The organism is Luteibacter sp. 9133 (assembly GCF_000800155.1).
GTDB lineage: Bacteria > Pseudomonadota > Gammaproteobacteria > Xanthomonadales > Rhodanobacteraceae > Luteibacter > Luteibacter mycovicinus.
The window spans coordinates 617,189-634,675 of the sequence record NZ_JUHO01000001.1 but is presented as its reverse complement, the minus strand read 5'-3'; the positions used below and the strand labels follow the sequence as shown (position 1 = coordinate 634,675).

The window sequence follows — 17,487 nt, the reverse complement described above, 5'->3', positions numbered from 1 at the left end:
GTTCATCCGCTCTTCGTTTTTTTTGTGGAAGATTTGCGAAGTGCGGACTTAATTTCCCGAAGAAGAGTTGCCGCCAATTTTGCGGGAACTGCATTTCCTACCTGCTCGCCCGCCGCGATAAGGCCACCTTGGAACTCAAACCAATCCGGAAAGGTTTGAAAGCGAGCGGCGTGCCTAACGGTAATTCCATGATGCTCAGTAGGGTGAACGAAACGCCCCTTTGAAGGATTGATACACGCCGTGGTCATCGTCGGCCCAGCGATTTCAGGGTCGATTCTCCCGTAGACATCGTTATGGCCGGAGTGCCCATCGTGGCAAGCCAGCAAACGCCCTGATTGATGTCGACTACCACCGTTCTTGGGTGTAGCTCTGAAAACCTCGACCAGTTCAGCCGAATGATTCATGTGAATATTGTTCGGATCAGCTTTGCGAATTGATTTATTGAAAACCGTCGAAGCGGGGACCCACGGTTTCATGCGTTTCCTGGATGGCTCTATCGCCGGATCATGGTGTGTAGGGCGCGGAGGCCAGGTCAACGACAGTTGAACATCCTCTCTAATTCCAAGAATAAAGACTCTCTTCCGTCGCTGCGGGACTCCGTAGTCACGAGCATCGACGATCACTGGGGCCAATGTTCGGTAGCCAGATGCAGAAGCTGCCTCATAGAAAGCGTCCAAAAAATCTTTGTGCCGAGGCCACAGGATTCCGGGAACATTTTCCATCAAGAAGACTTTTGGACGGAGCGCGTGCACATAGTCGAAGTAGCGGAGGATAAGCTCATTGCGAGGATCCTTCACGCCGGCGCCATTTATTCTGTGAACGGAGAAGCCCTGACAAGGCGGCCCTCCCAACACGACATCGCACTTTTTGGTTCTGGAAGAAAAATGGGCGCGCACAACTTCAAGTGGATCTAAGGCGGTTATATCGCGCTCGTAGAGAGTGACCCCGTACTTCGTGGAAAGATTCACTTTATAAGTACGAGCGGCTCGGGAATTGAGTTCAACGGCGGCGACAACATTTAGGGCGGCATCGATAGCGCCTAGAGAAAAGCCCCCAGCTCCAGCGAAAAGATCGACGCAATTTAGCTTCTTATCCGCAGCCCTGCGCCTGCGGGGGGTCAACTTTGAATTCCGTGGACGAGTCACTTTCAGTCCTGCATAGGGTGCGTGCCACCAACGGCATCAGCCGCGCACATGCATTGGCACGGGCGCGGCGGGTATTGTCAGGGGACCGAGACTTTGACTCAAGGGCGCCAACTTAGCGCCAGCATAAAGCTACGAGCAGATCACCCGCACTTCGAATACCCACAATTCAAACAAGTCTGGCACCCGTCCATCAGCACCAGCGCCTGCGTATTGCACTTGGCGCAAAGGGTCGCGCCAGCCGGGAATCCGGAAGCATTGGTGTGCGAGGCGGCCTGGCTTTCGCCAGCAGGGCTGGCTCCTACCGAAGCAGCGGGAGCCGGGGTGGCCGATGCGGCGGCGGCCGGCTTAGCATTGGCGTTCTCGTAAGCCGCACGCTTCTCGGCAATGAGCTTGCGCGTCGCCTCGCTCATTTCCGGATCGTGGATAAGCCCGATCGACTTCATGTGCGTTTCGATCACGCCGCCGATTTCGGCCACTATGCTGGGCATGTATACGCCGCCGGCCTTGAAGTAGCCGCCGCGGGGGTCGAAGACGGCCTTGAGCTCTTCGACGATGAACGTCACGTCGCCACCCTTGCGGAAGACGGCGGACAGGATTCGGGTGAGCGCCACGATCCACTGGAAGTGGTCCATGTTCTTCGAGTTGATGAAGAGCTCGAAGGGGCGGCGCTGTTCGTGCTGGGTACCGGCGTTCAGGACGATATCGTTGACCGTCACGTACAGCGCGTGCTCGAAGAGCGGCGACTTGATCTTGTACGTGCTGCCGACCAGGGTTTCCGGACGCTCGAGGCTCTCGTGCATCTGGATGACTTCGGCGACCGGCGCAACCTCTTTGACGGGTGCGACGACGGGGGCCGGAGCGGCCTTGTCTTCGGGCTTGACGACGTTGTAGCCCTTGATCTTCTTGTCGATCTTGATCGCCATGATCTTCTTCTCTTCTTGTGCTGGTTATCCGGCCCGGCGCGTACGCCGGGCCGGATGGGTACTACTTACTTACGACGGCCACGAACGGCGGACTTGCGTGCCGACGTACGACCGGTCTTGCTGGCAGTGGACCTCTTGACGGCCGTAGCCGCTTTCTTGCCAACCGCCTTGCGAGCGGTCGTCTTGCCGGCGGCCTTGGCGGCCGTCTTCTTCGTTGCGGGGCGGCCGGCGTTCCGGCGAACCACCTGGGCGGCGGCCTTCTTGATGGCCTTGCGGGCGCCCGATGCGACCTTGACGACGCGAAGGCCAGCCTTCTTCGCGGTCTTACGACCGGCAGCTACCTTCTTCGCGACGCGACCAGCGGCCTTCTTCGCGGTCTTGCGACCGGCAGCGACCGTCTTGGCGACCCGACCCTTCTTGGCGGCAGCCGACTTGGCCGGACGACCTGGCTTCTTCGCCGCAGCCGACTTGGCCGGACGACCCGGCTTCTTCGCCGTGGCCGACTTAGCGGGACGACCCGGCTTCTTCGCCGCGACCGACCTGGCCGGACGACCGACCTTCTTGGCGACAGCCTTCTTGGCCGATGCCTTCTTGGCCGATGCCTTCTTGGCTGCGACCTTCTTCACGGCAGCCTTCCTGGCGGCGGTCTTCTTGGCCGGAGCCTTCTTGACCGCAGCCTTCTTGGCGGCAACCTTCTTCACGGCGGCCTTCTTGGCAGCGGTCTTCTTGGCCGGAGACTTTTTGACCGCAGCCTTCTTGGCAGCGACCTTCTTCACCGCAGCCTTTTTCGTGGCCTTCTTCGAAGCAGCCTTCTTGGTGGCCTTCTTCGCAGCCACCGGGGCAGCCTTCGCAGGAGCCTTACGGGTGGCCTTCTTCGCCGCCTTCTTCGCCGGGGCCGGAGCCTCTACTTCGACCGGAGCAGCTTCGACGACCGCAGCCTTCGGCTTGCGGACGGCCGGCTTGCGCGGCTTTTTCACAGTGGCGACCGGCGCCGGCTCATCGGCCACCGGGGTGACTTCTTCGTCGTGCTGGACGGCCGTGTCGCTCGACGGCGTCGGCGCAGTGGCTTCGATCACCTTCTTCGCGACGGGCTTGCGCTTCACGACCTTCTTGGCGACAACCGGTGCAGCAGGCGCAACGTCAGCGGCGACTTCCGTCTCCGCTGCCGGCGTGCTGTCGGTATCGATGGTATCGACCGAGGGCAGCTCACCCTCGACGATCTGGTTTTCACTCGACATACGTATTCCCTCTCCGCGGGGTCAGAACTTACCGTAATAGCCTTCCTTCAAAGCATCGAAAAGGTTCGCGGCGGTGTGCATTTCACCGTCGTATTCAACCTCGTCGTTACCCTTCAGTTCGACAACGCTACCGTCTTCCAATTCGAAGCGATAGAGGGTGTTCTCAAGGTCAGTCTCCTTGACCAGTACGCCCTGGAACGCGGCGGGGTTGAACCGGAAGGTCGTGCAACCCTTCAAACCCTGCTTATATGCGTAGAAATAGATGTCTTTGAAGTCTTCGTACGGGTAGTCCGTCGGGACATTCGCGGTTTTGGAAATGGACGAGTCGATCCACTTCTGCGAGGCCGCCTGGATGTCGACATGCTCTTTCGGGCTGATGTCGTCGGCGGCGACGAAGTAATCCGGGAGGCGGGCCTTCGGGTCGTCGGAATACGGCATGGCGTCCCCGTTGATGAGGGCGCGGTAGGCCAGCAGCTCGTAGCTGTAGACCTCGACCTTTTCCTTCGACTTTTTGCCTTCGCGGATCACGTTACGCGAGTAATGGTGCGCGAAGCTGGGCTCGATGCCGTTGGAGGCATTGTTGGCCAGGCTCAGCGAAATGGTGCCGGTGGGCGCGATCGACGAGTGGTGGGTGAAGCGCGCGCCGGTCTCGGCGAGGGCGTCGACCAGCTCGGGGGCGACCGAGGCCACGCGCTGCATGTAGCGGGAATACTTCGCGTGCAGGGCGCTGCCCTTGATGGTCTGACCGACTTTCCAGCCGTCCTTCGCCATCTCCGGGCGCTTGCGCAGCATCTCGGCGGTGACCTCGTAGTCCTGCGCGAGGATCGGGGCCGGGCCCTTTTCCTTCGCCAGTTCCAGAGCGACTTCCCAGCCGGCAATGGCCATCTCACGCGACACTTCGTCGGTGAATGCCACCGCGTCGGCGGCGCCGTAGCGCATCTTCAGCATGGTCAGGGTCGAGCCGAGGCCGAGGAAGCCCATGCCGTGGCGACGCTTGGAGAGGATCTCTTTCTGCTGCTGCGGCAGCGGCAGGCCGTTGATCTCGACCACGTTGTCGAGCATGCGGGTGAAGACGCGGACCACCTCGCGGTACTCCTCCCAGTCGAACTTCGCCTTCGGGCCGAACGGATCGCGCACGAAGGTGGTGAGGTTGACCGAGCCGAGCAGGCACGAGCCGTACGGCGGCAGCGGCTGTTCGCCGCAGGGGTTGGTGGCACGGATGTGCTCGCACCACCAGTTGTTGTTCATCTCGTTGACGCGGTCGATCAGGATGAAACCCGGCTCGGCGTAGTCGTACGTCGAGACCATGATCATGTCCCACAGGTGCCGCGCGCGGATGTGGCCGTAGATCTTGCAGGCGACCAGGCCATCCTCACGGGTGACGTAGTTGTCCTTGGTCGGCCACTCGCGCCAGACCACCTTGGAGGCGTCGGCGAGGTCGATCTCGTGCTGTTCCTTGATGTGTACCGGGAACACGGTCGGCCAGTCCTGGTCGTTTTCCACCGCGTCCATGAAACCGTCGGTGATCAGCAGCGACAGGTTGAACTGACGCAGGCGTCCGTCCTCGCGCTTGGCGCGAATGAATTCCTTGGCATCCGGGTGGCTGATGTCGAACGTGCCCATCTGCGCACCGCGGCGGCCGCCGGCCGACGAGACGGTGAAGCACATCTTGTCGTAGATATCCATGAAGGACAGCGGGCCCGACGTGTGGGCGCCAGCGCCGGACACGTAGGCGCCACGCGGGCGCAGCGTCGAGAATTCGTAGCCGATACCGCAGCCGGCCTTCAGCGTGAGGCCGGCTTCGTGCACCTTCTCGAGGATGTCATCCATGGAGTCGTGGATGGTGCCCGAGACGGTGCAGTTGATCGTGGAGGTGGCCGGCTTGTGCGCGAGGGCGCCGGCGTTGGACGTGATGCGACCGGCGGGAATGGCACCGCGGCGCAGGGCCCAGAGGAAGCGCTCGTACCAGTGGGCGCGCAGCTCGTCGGTGGCTTCCACGTCGGAGAGTGCGCGGGCGACGCGCTGGTAGGTGCCGTCGACGGAGTCGTCGACGGGAACGCCCGACTTGGCCTTAAGACGGTACTTCTTGTCCCAGATGTCGTACGAGGCGGGCTGAAGCGGAATGGCCGCGGTCTCAAGCCCCATGGCTTGTGCACGTGAAGTGCTCATGTATGTGTCGTCCTCGTGTCTCGGCTTCTGTAGGCCGTGTTATTGGGCTGTTGTCGGCCCCACCGTCGCTACCCCTCCCCCCGGAGTTGCAGCGACCATCCTTGCCACCCTCGCCCGGCGGCAAAAATGCCTTGGAGGACGAAGGTTTGTAGCTTGAACCTGATGATCCGCAACACCAGCACTTGGTAAATAGCGAACAGAGGAACACAAGATGTTGTGGTTGCGACCGGTGGGAACCTTAACCCCGGAGGGGGGCGATGTAAAGTGTCATCGGCGCGCGTCTCACCGTTTGAAACCCGGCGACAGGAATGTGGTCGAAAGCGGCGATCCACGTGCGCGGAGCACACAGCCAAGGAGTTCGTTCATGCCCGTATCCACACCCCGGCGCTCGCCGATTCTGTCCCTCGGCGCCGCCCTGGCGATGGCCCTCGCCTCGCCCGCGTTCGCCTCCCTGCCACCGGCCGTCAATGGCGAGCCCCTGCCCTCGCTGGCACCGATGCTCGCGAAGGTGACGCCGGCCGTGGTCAACATCTCGACGAAAACCCGCGTGCGGGCACGCGACCCGTATTTTGACGATCCGCTGTTTCGCCAGCTGTTCGGCAACCAGGGCGTACCGCGCGAACGCGTGGAGCAGAGCCTGGGTTCGGGCGTGGTGATCGACGCGGCGAAGGGCTACGTACTGACGAACAACCATGTCGTCGGGGGCGCGGACGATATCACCGTGACGCTGCAGGACGGCCGCGACTTCAAGGGAAAACTGATCGGCAGCGACCCGGATACCGACGTCGCGTTGCTTCAGATCACTGCCGACAAATTGCAGGCGCTGCCGATCGCTGACTCTTCTCAATTGAGAGTGGGCGATTTCGTCGTCGCCGTCGGCGATCCGTTCGGGCTCGGTCAGACGGCGACGTCGGGCATGGTCTCCGCGCTGGGACGTTCGGGCCTGGGCAAGGGCTTCCAGAACTTCATCCAGACGGATGCCTCGATCAATCCCGGCAATTCCGGCGGCGCGCTGGTGAATCTGCGCGGCGAGCTGGTCGGCATCAACTCGATGATCTTCACGCCGTCGGGCGGCAACGTCGGCATCGGCTTCGCCATTCCCACGGACCTGGCGACAGGCGTGATGAAGCAGCTGCTCGCGTATGGGAAGGTCCGTCGCGGAAACCTCGGCGTGGAGGTGCAGGACCTCACCCCGCGTATCGCCGCCGCGCTGGGGGTGAAGGACACCACCGGCGCGGTGGTCACGCAGGTGAATGCGGGATCGCCTGCCGATGGCGCGGGGCTGCAGCCGGGTGACGTGCTGACGGCGATCAATGGGAAGCCGGTGCGGAGTTCTCAGGACGTGCGGAATGCGGAGGGTTTGTTGCCGCTGGGCGCGAAGGTGACGTTGTCGGTGAAGCGGGAGGGGGCGTCCAGAGACATCGAGGCGACCATCACCGCGCCGCGACTGGCGACGCTGGATGGCGGCAAGGTGGACCGGCGGCTGAGCGGGGTGACCTTGAGCGACCTCACGGCGGAGCAGAAGGCCGGCGGGCTGTTCGGTGTGGCCCTGACCGGAGTGAAGCCCGGCTCGGCGGCCGATCGCGCCGGACTGAAGGACGGCGACATCGTCGTCGGCATCGGTCAGCGGAAGATCGTCTCGGTGAAGGGGCTGCCGGTAGGGGTGCCGATTCCGGGACAACTTATGCTGACGCTTGTGAGGGACAACGCCATCTACTACGCCGTCCTGTAGGAGCGCGCCCCGCGCGCGACCCGGTTTCACGAGGAATTTCAAGGCTCCGCCTTAAAAGATGTCGCGCGCGGGGCGCGCTCCTACAGGTGTGGCTGCCCCTACAGCCTACGTTCCGTTTCCCCTCGGCAGGATGCTGAATGACGCCAATGGTGCGCGCGGGCCCGCCTTAGCCCACAATGGCGCCCCATTGCCCAACCCCGCTTCCGTCCCGAGGTTCTTGCCGTCCATGTCTCTTCGTCTTGCGCGACTGTTCACCGCCACGCTGATCGGCCTCAGTGCCTCCGCCACCGTATTCGCCGCCGGCACCCAGTTGGTGTGGCGCGGTGACATCACCACCGCCCGCGGCGTGGTTACCGATGTCGCCAAGGCCTGGGAGAAATCCGGCAAAGGCAAGATCGAGCTCCAGCCGTTCAACACCGCCTCCGGTATCGACGCCGTCGCCAAGGGCACGGCGGACATCGCCGGCTCGGCACGCCCGGGTATCGGCGGCGCCGAGCAGTCGCTGACCTTTACGCCGGTCGCGTGGGACGCGCTGGTCATGGTCACCTACCCGTCCAACCCGGTGAGCAACATCACGCTCATGCAGTTGCATGAGATCTACATGGGCAAGATCACCAACTGGAAGGAGCTCGGCGGCGCTGACCAGCCGATCAACCTCTACGCGGTGGCGAGCCCCGGCGACGGCGTGGAATACAGCCTGCGCAAGCTGCTGTTCGGTCGCGGCAACCAGCCGGTCGCCGCCCCGCGCCTGTACGTCAACGTCGCCAAGCTCGAAGAGGGTGTGACCCTCGACAAGCAGGGCCTGGGCGCCACGACCCTCGCGGGCGCCTCCTCGAACAAGAAGGTGAAGATCCTCTCGATCGACGGCGTCACGCCCTCGATGTCGACGGTCGGCAGCGGCGCGTATCCGCTCTACACCGAGCTGTATCTGGTGTCGAACGAGACCAGCCCGAAGGCGGCCGACGTCAAGGAATTCATCAGCTTCGTCACCTCCAGCGCCGGTAGCTCGCTGCTCCGCTCGCACAGCCTCGTGCCGTACGCCGATGGCGCTTCGCTGGCCTCCAATGACGCCGCCCGTCGCGCGAAGATCGCCTCCACCGTCGGCACGCGTGCCAACGTGGGTCAGGCGATGACTACGCCGACCGTGGCTGCTGCCGCTACCCCGGCCGCCCAGGTCGCCAAGGAAACCGCGGTCGCCAAGGCCCAGGTCGCTGGCAAGGGCGCCAAGGTCGCGAAAGAAGCCAAGGGCTCCGTCGCCTCCACCACGGCCGAGCCGTCGCAGTTCGCACGCGTCGTCGCCAGCGTCAGCACCTCGGCACACGTCGGCTTCGCGGGCGTCCGTTCTGAAGCCGTCACGGTCTCCGACAACGCCAAGGTCGGCGGTAAGTTCGCCAAGGTCACGGCCGACGCCGTCACGGTGAAGGGCAAGCAGGTCGCCAAGCCGGCGGCTCCGGTCGATGCGACGGAGAAGTCGACGAAGGTGGAAACGCCAAAGGTCGCCGAAGCGGCACCGGCGGCCAAGCCGGCCGCTGCCAAGTCGGCCGCGAAGGAAGTCGCCAAGGCTGAGAAGAAGCCTGCCGCCGCGTCGCGCACCTACAAGGTGTCGGCTGGCGACACGCTCTACTCGATCGCCAAGAAGAACGCCGTCGACGTGAACCAGCTTCGCGCGATGAACGGCCTGAAGGACAACAACGTCCATCCGGGTCAGGTGCTGAAGGTCGGCGCCCGCTAAGCCGTGCCGGTCCGCGCCGTATCCCTCGACCTCGACGACACCCTGTGGCCGGTCATGCCGGCCCTGATCGAAGCCGAGCACTGCGTGGACCGATGGCTGAAAGAGCATCATCCCGAAGTCGCAAGCGCATGGCCCATCGAGGCCATGCGTGAGCTCCGCGAGCAGGTCGCCCGCGACCACACGCATCTCTCGCACGATTTCAGCGAACAGCGTCGGCTGACCATCCGCCACGCCTTCGCCGCCTGCGGCATCGACGACGCACCGGTCGACGAGCTCTGGCGCATCTACTTCGCGGCGCGCAACAACGTCGAGCTGTATCCCGACAGCCTTCCCGCACTCAACCGCATCGTCGAGCGCGTGCCGATCGTCGCGATTTCCAACGGCAACGCGGATCTGGAGGTCATCGGCCTCCACCATCTCTTCCACACGCGCCTCAATGCCGCGGGCGTCGGTGTCGCCAAGCCTGACAAGCGTATTTTCCTTGCCGCCGCTGACGCTCTGGGCGTTGCGCCTGAAGACGTTCTTCACGTTGGTGACGATCCGTTACTCGACGTGATCGGTGCGCGCGAGGCCGGCATGCGTACGGTCTGGCTCAATCGCCACGGCGAAACGTGGTCGCATGGGCCTGCGCCGGACCTGGAATTCGCTGACATGATGTCGCTTGCCGACTGGATAGAAGCGTCGACGGTCGCTGACAGCTAGAATAGCGGCAACATCTCCGTCGCTGGGCTCGGGAGGCCTGATGCCATCGCTGATCGAAACCAGGTCCGGTAAGCGCCGCGCCATTCCTGTCGAGATGGTCGATGCGTCCAGCATCCCGGCCCTCGAAGCCCGGCTGACCGCCGCCCATCGCCAGTGGATGGTCTCGACGAATTTCCGCCCCAACCCCGGCGCGGTGCTGTTGCTGCCCGACACCCATGGCGTGATCGAGCGGGTACTGGTGGGTGTGGATCCGTCGGAACCGATCATGGCGCTGGGCGCTCTGCCCTACCGCTTGCCGGAAGGCACTTACGAGATCGCCAAGGAAAGTATTCCCGCCGATCCCGATCTGGTCGCACTCGGCTGGGCGCTGGGCGCCTACCGTTTCGACCGGTATCGCTCGCGCGGTCGCGCACCGGCGCAGCTGCTGGTGGACTCGGCGACGCTGCGCTCGCTGCAGCCGATCATCGACGCGACCTATCAGGTGCGCGATCTGGTCAACACGCCGACGGAAGACATGGGCCCCGAGCATCTCGCCGAGGCCATCCGCGCCCACGCGACGACGCACAAGGCCAAGGTGCGCGAGTGGGTCGGCGATGAACTGCTCACCGCCAACTTCCCCACGATCCACGCCGTGGGTCGCGCGAGCCATCGTGCGCCGCGTCTGATCGAGCTGACATGGGGCAAGAATTCGAACCCGAAGCTGGTGATCATCGGCAAGGGCGTGTGCTTCGATACCGGCGGCCTCGACATCAAACCGTCCGACGGCATGCGCTGGATGAAGAAGGACATGGGCGGCGCGGCACACGCGATCGCGCTGGCCGGCCTCATCATGCAGGCGAAGCTGCCGGTGCGTCTGACGCTCCTGGTGCCCGCCGTCGAGAACGCGATCAGCGGCAACGCCATGCGTCCTGGCGAAGTCATTCGCACCCGCGCCGGCATGACGGTGGAAGTGGATAACACCGATGCCGAAGGCCGCCTGGTGCTGTGCGACGCCATTGCGTTCGCGGTCGAGCAGGCACCGGATCTGATCGTCGACTTCGCGACCCTCACCGGCGCCGCGCGCGTCGCACTCGGTCCCGAAGTGCCCGCACTGTTCACCAATCGCGATCAGCTCGCCGATCACGTCATCGGTGCCGCGGAAGTCTCCGCCGATCCGCTGTGGCGCCTCCCGTTGTGGCGTCCATACCGGCGCATGCTGGACTCGTACATCGCCGACTTCGCCAACTCCGGCGCATCGCGTCATGCCGGCGCGATTACCGCGGCGCTGTATCTCGAGCGCTTCGTGCCCGAGAACCAGAACTGGATGCACCTGGACACTTACTCATGGAACGACGGCGACACGCCGGCACATCCGCGCGGCGGCGAAGCGCAGGGGCTTCGCGCGTTCTACCGGTTCCTGTCCGAGCGTTACGCCTGATCGCCGCTGTCGTCCGATGCCGCTGAGGCGGCGTCGGATGATGCGACGGAAGCACCACCGGCCGGCGCTGCTTCCGCAGCAGACGCAGACGCAGCGTCACTCCTGACCTTCTTCCACGCGACGACCGCGCGCAGATTCCGCTCCAGCTCCGCGATCGTCAGCGGGAAATAATCCTCATCGCGATCGCCGACCTGCCAGCTATTCATGCGCTTCTCGGTCGCGGCGACACCCATCGCGTTGAGCGCCTTGCGCACGTCCGCCGGATCAAGATCCGTCGACTGAAGGATCAGTTGCCACAGCCAGTTCATGCGCTGCGGGTCCACGCCGCGCGTCATCTGCGGCCGCGTGTATTCGCGCGTCGGCGGATCGAAATCGGACATGAGGAACACCCCGTCTAAAACTCAGGCGGTGAGTATGCCATCGCTCCGAAAAGGGTTGTGCCCCCGGCAGCCTACCGAGCGCACCGAAACTCTCCTACGCGAACTTGATCTCGCGCTGCACCGGCCGGATCACGTAGCCCACCGGCATCCACCCCGAGTTCCCGGGAGCCAGCGAAACCGTCTCGAACAACACCGCGCGGGCGAAATGCGCGACGAAAATGACGTTGAGATAGTCGCCCGCAGGGAGACCGACCGGGTCCCGCACGCGTGTCACCTCGAACCACTCCCGGCCCACAAGCAAGCCACGATCGAGACGGATCTTGCGCATATAGCGCACCCACTCCGCACGCGGCACGATCCGCTGCATCATCGCGCCCGCCTCGAGCCACATCGCATCCGGTCGGCGGTTGTCGGACAACTGCACCCAATGCGTCGCGCAGGACACCGCGTTATCCAGTGAATTGGGCTGCGGGCCGAGGCGCGGTTCATGCGCAACGACGAGCATCGCCCCGAGCGGGTTCATACCCGTCAGGCCGCTCGCGGGGGTCTTGCGCAAGCTCGGTGTCGCCAGAGGCATCTGCCCGTCTCCGTCATGCGTGACGTACATCTTCGAACGGAGGCGAGGCCCTGCCTAGTCGGCCGGATGGGCTAAGCGCTTGGTGAGAGCCGGGCGACTATCTGCGACCGAACGCCAGCACCTCGGACGTGTAAGTCTCCACCACGAGACTGAACGGCTGGTTCCCCTCGGTGAACAGTACCGCCTGGTGCCTCAGCACCTCGTGCGGGATCGCCAGAGCCCCCTTGTGCGCCACGGGCAATGGCGCATCCATCTCCCAGCCCTTGGGCAGCGGCGTCCACAGCAGGTCGGCGCTGATCGTCTGGCGACGGAAGTGCAGCGCCTGGACGACCTTGCCGAACGGCTGGTCGGTGCTGTCGAGGATCTGGTTCATCTCCGGGGTGAGGCGCGACGGCACGTACCAGTTATCGGCCTCGGACAGCACGTGATCGCCGCAGGCCAGCTGCACCCGGCGATAACGCACCGGCTCATCCGGACCGATACCCAGGGTCTGCCGCGCCTCGTCAGGCAGGGCCTTGTCCTGCCCCTTCACCCGACGGGCGAGAATCTTCGCCTCACCGGCCAGCGCATGATCGCCGCACCAGCGCTCGAGCGTGAGCGTGGCGCTGGGATGGCTGAGCAGGTCGGCATTGAGCGTTTCCAGCAGCGCCAGCGCCTGCGTCCGCGAGGCGACGTCGTCGGTGAAGGGCTCACGGGCCTGCGCCGGAACGGCGGCGGCCATGATGGCGATGCTTCCTGCCGCGATGAAAGTGCGTGTGCTGCTCATGCGTTCAATCGATCCGTGAAGTGAGTGCTGCCAGGTCGTTGCGTGGTTGCGGCGCGCATTTTTACGACGCCCTGGCGGTTATCGGCAAGGGCCCCGCAAAAATTAGAGGCCCTTGGCCGCCTGCGCCACCGCGCGGAACAACGCGCGGCCCTTGTTCATCGTCTCTTCCCACTCGGCGGCCGGATCGGAGTCATAGACCACACCGCCGCCCGCCTGCACGTGCAGGCGGCCATCCTGGATCACGGCGGTGCGGATAGCGATCGCCGTGTCGGCGTCGCCCCACCAGCCGAGCCAGCCGATGGCGCCAGCGTAGATGTTGCGCTTGAACGGTTCCAGCTCCTGGATGATCTCCAGGGCGCGGACCTTCGGCGCCCCGCTGACGGTACCGGCCGGGAAGGTCGCCTTGATGACATCCATGTAGGAAAGATCGCCACGGATGTCACCTTCTACCTGGGAGACGATGTGCATCACGTGCGAGTAGCGCTCGACCACGAAGGACTCGGCCAGCTCCACCGTACCCGTCTGGCTGACGCGGCCGACATCGTTGCGGCCGAGGTCGATCAGCATGAGGTGCTCGGCGCGTTCCTTCGGATCGGCCAGCAGCTCGGTCTCGAGGGCGATGTCTTCGGCCTCGTCCTTGCCGCGACGGCGCGTGCCTGCGATGGGGCGCAGTACCACGCGGCCGTTCTTCAGGCGGACGAGAATTTCCGGCGACGAGCCGACGATCTGCGTCGGACCGATGTCGATGAAGAACATGTACGGCGACGGATTGGTCGCGCGCAGCGCGCGGTAGACGTCTACCGGACGCGCGTTGAAACCGACGCTCATGCGCTGCGAAGGCACGACCTGGAAGATATCGCCGGCAAGGATGTATTCCTGTGCCTTGCGCACCATCGCTTCGTATTCTTCGCGGGTGAAGCTCGACTTGAAATCCGACTCGTCCAGCGCGGCGGGCTGCAGCAGCTGCGGGTACGAAACGCCGCCCTGACGCAGGCGGAAGGCCAGCTGATCCAGGCGGCGCGAGGCTTCCGCGTAGGCCTGTGGACGCGAGGGGTCGGCATGAACGATGAGGTACAGACGACCCTTGAGGTTGTCGAATACCGCGATTTCGTCCGCGAGCATCAGCAGGACGTCGGGCGTACCGAGCTCGTCCTTCTTGTCCCACTGGGCGAGGCGCTCTTCGATGTAGCCGATCGTCTCGAAACCGAAGTACCCGACCAGCCCACCGGTGAAATCGGGCAGACCCGGAAGCTGCGGCACCTCGTACTGCTTGCGCAGCAGCTCGATCTCACCCAGCGGATCCTCGAGGTGGCGACGCTCGATGACCTCGCCGCTCTCCTCGACTTCCAGCTCATGGCCGCGCAGGCGGTACACCCGCCGCGCCGGCAAGCCGATCATCGAGTGGCGTCCCCAGGTCGCCCCACCCTCGACCGACTCGAAGAGGAAGGTGTACGGGCCATCGGCCAGCTTGAGATACACCGACAGCGGCGTGTCGAGGTCGGAAAAGACCTCGCGTACCAGCGGAATACGGGTGTAGCCCTGCGCGGCGTAGGCGTCGAATTGTTCGCGGGAGATCATTCGGGCGGTCTGAAGCTTGGGGGGTGACCTTCGATTGTAGCCCGGGATCTGTCGGGGGGTGTCCGCTGCCGCGCCTCGGAGCTCATGGGTCAGCCCAGTCGCTGTCTGGGCAACCCCTTCAAATGCAGTGTAAACGCCACCCCGCCCTCGAGGTTCCGCGCACTGGCACTCCCCTGATGGCGCTCGGCGACCAGCCGCACGACGTAGAGGCCGAGGCCAAGATGCGGCGCGTCACCGGGCGTCGCCTTGTCGCGCAGACTGACCAGCGAATCGAACAGACGCCCCTGCATCGCCGCGGGCAGCGGCGGCCCTTCGTTGGACAGCTCGATGTCCGCGCCGTCGACGGTCGACGTCAGGGCGATGCGCAACCATCCGCCGGGTGGCGTGAACGACAACGCGTTGTCGAACAGCTTGTCCAGCGCCTGCGCGATCAGCTCGGGCGAGCAATGCATCGGGACCGGCGTGGGAGGCAGTTCGGCGTCGAGGCGGCGATCGCCTGCCAGTGCGCGGTAGCCCTCGGCGCAGCCGCGCACGATGTCGGCGAGGTCGACGTCCTCGGCTTCCGCCGATGCGATGGCGCGCTCCATGCGGCTTGCTTCGCTCATCGCTCGCACCAGCTGGCCGAGACGTGCCACGCCGTCACGCGCACGGGCCAGATAAGGCGCGGCTTCCGGCGGCAGTCCTGCGTGATCGAGATTATCCAGCGACGATTTGACGATGGCCAGCGGGGTGTTGAGTTCGTGCGAGAGCTTGGATGCCAGCGTCCGCAGGTAATCGGTGTAGCCGCCCACCACTTCGAAGAGCCGCTCGAAGCTGCGCGCGAGGTCACCGAGTTCGTCGGTGGCATCGGTCAGAGGGAATGGGCCATCCAGACGACCATCGTTGGCCTGCGCACGCTCGGCGGCGTTGCGCAGACGACGCAGGCGAATGGTCAGTCGCGTCGCGAACAACAGCAGCACGCCGCCAGCGACCAGCAGCACGGCGAAGCTCGTCAGCAGCAGACCGAACAGCGCGCGGTTCGCCAGCAGCGGCACCGCGCGACTGGGTTGTTCGAGCAGCACCACGCCGTGGGACTTGCCTTGCATCTGGATCGGCATGGCGGCGGCGAGTACGACACTCCCACGCGCCTCACCCGCGCGCCACGCGGTGGCGGTTTTGCCTTGCATGGCTTCGCGCACTTCCGGCAGGTCGATACGTGGAGCGTCTTCGGCCCACGCGCTGTCACTATCCAGACGGGTCGCCAGCAGCGAGCGATAGACCAGCGAAGCGAACCAACCCGGACGATCGCCCGCGGGCAGGTCCGGCAGCGCGAGCTTGCCGCTCTGTGCGACAAGCCACGCGTCGGGCGAGAGAATACGTACGCGAACACCGTCCGGCGCCAGACGCGCCACTTCCTGCGACAGCGGCGCGGAGAAATCGATCAGCGGCCGGTTGTCGGCGGTCAGTGGATCGGGATCACCGTCCGCGGCCACATGAACGCCGAGACCGAAGCGATCGAGGCGCAGGCCGCGAGGCAGCCGGAACTCCGCGCGGAAACCGCTGCCGTCTTCCTGCCACTGCGCGTTGATGCGATCGGGCAACACGCCCGCATCGGCATCCAGTGCGATGGCCGTCGTCGCGCCGGGCGCGGCGCTGGCCATCAGGTAGCGCTGGCTATCGTCGCCGCTGGCGATGGAGACGATGAGGTGATCGGCGTTGAGCGCTAGGCGGTCGGCCGCGTCGGCGCGACGGCGATGCGTCGCCCGCACGTCGATGTAGAAATAGACCCAGTGGTCGTCCTCGGCCAGCATCACCCGGGAGTTTTTGCCGAAAGGCTGCGCCCAGGGGCTGAGCGAGGCCCAGTCGTCGGCATAACCGTCGATGGTGATCGGCACGTTGGCGCGCTGGAGGAACCAGGCCGGCCCCGCCGGCGGCAACGGTGCATCGACCACGACGAGGCTGCGGGCCATGGCTCGCGCGCTGGCCACCAGTGCCTGGGCCTGGCCTTCGCGGAGCAGTGTCTCCATCTGACGTACGTAGAGCCACCCGGCGACCGGAAGGGCCAGGGTGCAGAGGGCGACAAGGAGGAGTTTCTGGCGGAGGCTCACGGCGTCCAGCGATACCCGACCCCGTGCACCGTTTCGATCGCATCGAACTCGGGTGCCAGCGCGATGAACTTCTTGCGGATGCGCTTGATATGCGAGGTGATCGTCGCATCGTCCACGACGAGCTCCGCTTCACGCATCAGCTGATCGCGATTCTTCACGTGACCCGGGAACCGCACCAGCGTGTGCACCATCCAGAACTCGGTCACCGTGAGCGGAATCTCGATGCCGTTCCACAGGACGCGCATGCGCTCGGACTCGAGCTTCAGCGAACCGTGTTCGATCACGGTTTCGCTCGCGGCGGGGGCCTTGAGCGATTCGATGCGGCGGAACAACGCCGCGATGCGGGCGGCCAGCTGGTGCAGGCTCGTGTCTTTGGACAGATAGTCGTCGGCGCCCAGACGCAGCCCGGAGATGACGTCGAAGTCGGAGTCACGTGCGGTCAGGAAGATGATCGGCAGCGTGGCCGATTTGGCGCGGAGCTCGCGGCAAAGATCGAAACCGCCTTCCGGCTCGTCGCCCAGGCCGATGTCGATGATGACCAGTTCCGGCAGACGCATGGCGAAGGCCGTCGACGCATCGCGGCGTGAGCCGTAGCCGCGGGCCTCGTAACCGAAGCGGTTGAGGGCTTCTACGTAGTTGGCGCGGATGAGGGGTTCGTCTTCGACGATGGCGATGCTGCGGGCCATGGGCATTCCGTGTGGAGGATCGGCGTGCGCAGGGTGCTATGGGGGACCGGCGGGCGCAAGGCCTGCGCCGCGATTGCCCGCGTTTCGCCCTATACATCGCCGCGAACCGCCGTGCACGAAGTCTTTGCCTTCGCTTTGCCATAAACCATCCGCGGATTGCCCCTTATGGGACGCCTCGCCCGCCGCGTGCGGCATTCAACTAGGCATGACGGCGCGCCGACCGGCGCCGAGGAGAACCGACGATGACCAAACCCGACGCTGACAACACCGAACTCGAACGCGACTTCGAGCCCCTGCGCGTCACCCTCGCGCTGGGCGCTCTGCTGCTCGGCGTGTTGTTCGGCCTGCACTGACC

Annotated in this window: 14 protein-coding genes; 4 read left to right on the top strand and 10 right to left on the bottom strand. The window is 64.7% G+C overall.

The window, feature by feature from the left end:
* Positions 1-2: 2 nt before the first annotated feature.
* The 4 genes from FA87_RS20170 to FA87_RS02530 form a co-directional block, all read right to left on the bottom strand.
* Positions 3-1,121 (bottom strand): DNA cytosine methyltransferase, encoded by a 1,119-nt coding sequence (locus tag FA87_RS20170; protein WP_081996438.1) that lies wholly within the window; start codon positions 1,119-1,121, stop codon positions 3-5.
* 164 nt (positions 1,122-1,285) lie between these two features.
* Complete coding sequence (locus FA87_RS02540) at positions 1,286-2,068, bottom strand: NrdJb (protein WP_043692146.1); 783 nt, start codon at positions 2,066-2,068, stop codon at positions 1,286-1,288.
* Between the two features lie 65 nt (positions 2,069-2,133).
* Positions 2,134-3,306 carry a hypothetical protein gene (locus tag FA87_RS21055; protein ID WP_239708950.1) on the bottom strand — a complete coding sequence of 391 codons (1,173 nt, stop codon included), beginning with the start codon at positions 3,304-3,306 and terminating at the stop codon, positions 2,134-2,136.
* A gap of 21 nt (positions 3,307-3,327) precedes the next feature.
* On the bottom strand, positions 3,328-5,475 hold the full coding sequence (locus tag FA87_RS02530; RefSeq protein WP_036116092.1) for an adenosylcobalamin-dependent ribonucleoside-diphosphate reductase: 2,148 nt from the start codon (positions 5,473-5,475) through the stop codon (positions 3,328-3,330).
* A gap of 364 nt (positions 5,476-5,839) precedes the next feature.
* On the opposite strand from FA87_RS02530, the gene FA87_RS02525 reads away from it, so the two are divergent.
* From FA87_RS02525 to FA87_RS02510, 4 genes are all read left to right on the top strand, one after another.
* Positions 5,840-7,207: a Do family serine endopeptidase gene (locus FA87_RS02525; RefSeq protein WP_043692143.1), complete on the top strand. Its 1,368-nt coding sequence runs from the start codon at positions 5,840-5,842 to the stop codon at positions 7,205-7,207.
* A 226-nt stretch (positions 7,208-7,433) separates the two neighbouring features.
* Positions 7,434-8,939 (top strand): substrate-binding domain-containing protein, encoded by a 1,506-nt coding sequence (locus tag FA87_RS02520; RefSeq protein WP_043692140.1) that lies wholly within the window; start codon positions 7,434-7,436, stop codon positions 8,937-8,939.
* Positions 8,940-8,942: 3 nt separating this feature from the next.
* A complete protein-coding gene (locus FA87_RS02515; RefSeq protein WP_043692137.1) occupies positions 8,943-9,641 on the top strand; it encodes an HAD family hydrolase in 699 nt (232 codons plus the stop codon).
* Between the two features lie 40 nt (positions 9,642-9,681).
* On the top strand, positions 9,682-11,058 hold the full coding sequence (locus FA87_RS02510) for a leucyl aminopeptidase family protein (protein ID WP_052191098.1): 1,377 nt from the start codon (positions 9,682-9,684) through the stop codon (positions 11,056-11,058).
* On the opposite strand, the gene FA87_RS02505 is transcribed toward FA87_RS02510, so the two are convergent.
* From FA87_RS02505 to pdsR, 6 genes are all read right to left on the bottom strand, one after another.
* Positions 11,049-11,438, bottom strand: coding sequence for a hypothetical protein (locus tag FA87_RS02505; protein ID WP_043692134.1), 390 nt, complete (start codon positions 11,436-11,438; stop codon positions 11,049-11,051). The genes FA87_RS02510 and FA87_RS02505 overlap by 10 nt on opposite strands.
* Positions 11,439-11,532: 94 nt before the next feature.
* Positions 11,533-11,994: a DUF4019 domain-containing protein gene (locus tag FA87_RS02500; RefSeq protein WP_197062354.1), complete on the bottom strand. Its 462-nt coding sequence runs from the start codon at positions 11,992-11,994 to the stop codon at positions 11,533-11,535.
* A 118-nt stretch (positions 11,995-12,112) separates the two neighbouring features.
* Positions 12,113-12,781 (bottom strand): hypothetical protein, encoded by a 669-nt coding sequence (locus FA87_RS02495; protein WP_036116105.1) that lies wholly within the window; start codon positions 12,779-12,781, stop codon positions 12,113-12,115.
* A 102-nt stretch (positions 12,782-12,883) separates the two neighbouring features.
* A complete protein-coding gene (trpE, locus tag FA87_RS02490; RefSeq protein WP_036116106.1) occupies positions 12,884-14,359 on the bottom strand; it encodes an anthranilate synthase component I in 1,476 nt (491 codons plus the stop codon).
* An 89-nt stretch (positions 14,360-14,448) separates the two neighbouring features.
* Positions 14,449-16,446, bottom strand: coding sequence for an ATP-binding protein (locus FA87_RS02485; RefSeq protein ID WP_043692128.1), 1,998 nt, complete (start codon positions 16,444-16,446; stop codon positions 14,449-14,451).
* Entirely contained in the window at positions 16,443-17,132 is a 690-nt protein-coding gene (gene pdsR / locus FA87_RS02480; protein WP_043692127.1) for a proteobacterial dedicated sortase system response regulator, read from the bottom strand. The genes FA87_RS02485 and pdsR overlap by 4 nt, the downstream gene beginning before the upstream one ends.
* Positions 17,133-17,487 lie beyond the last annotated feature (355 nt).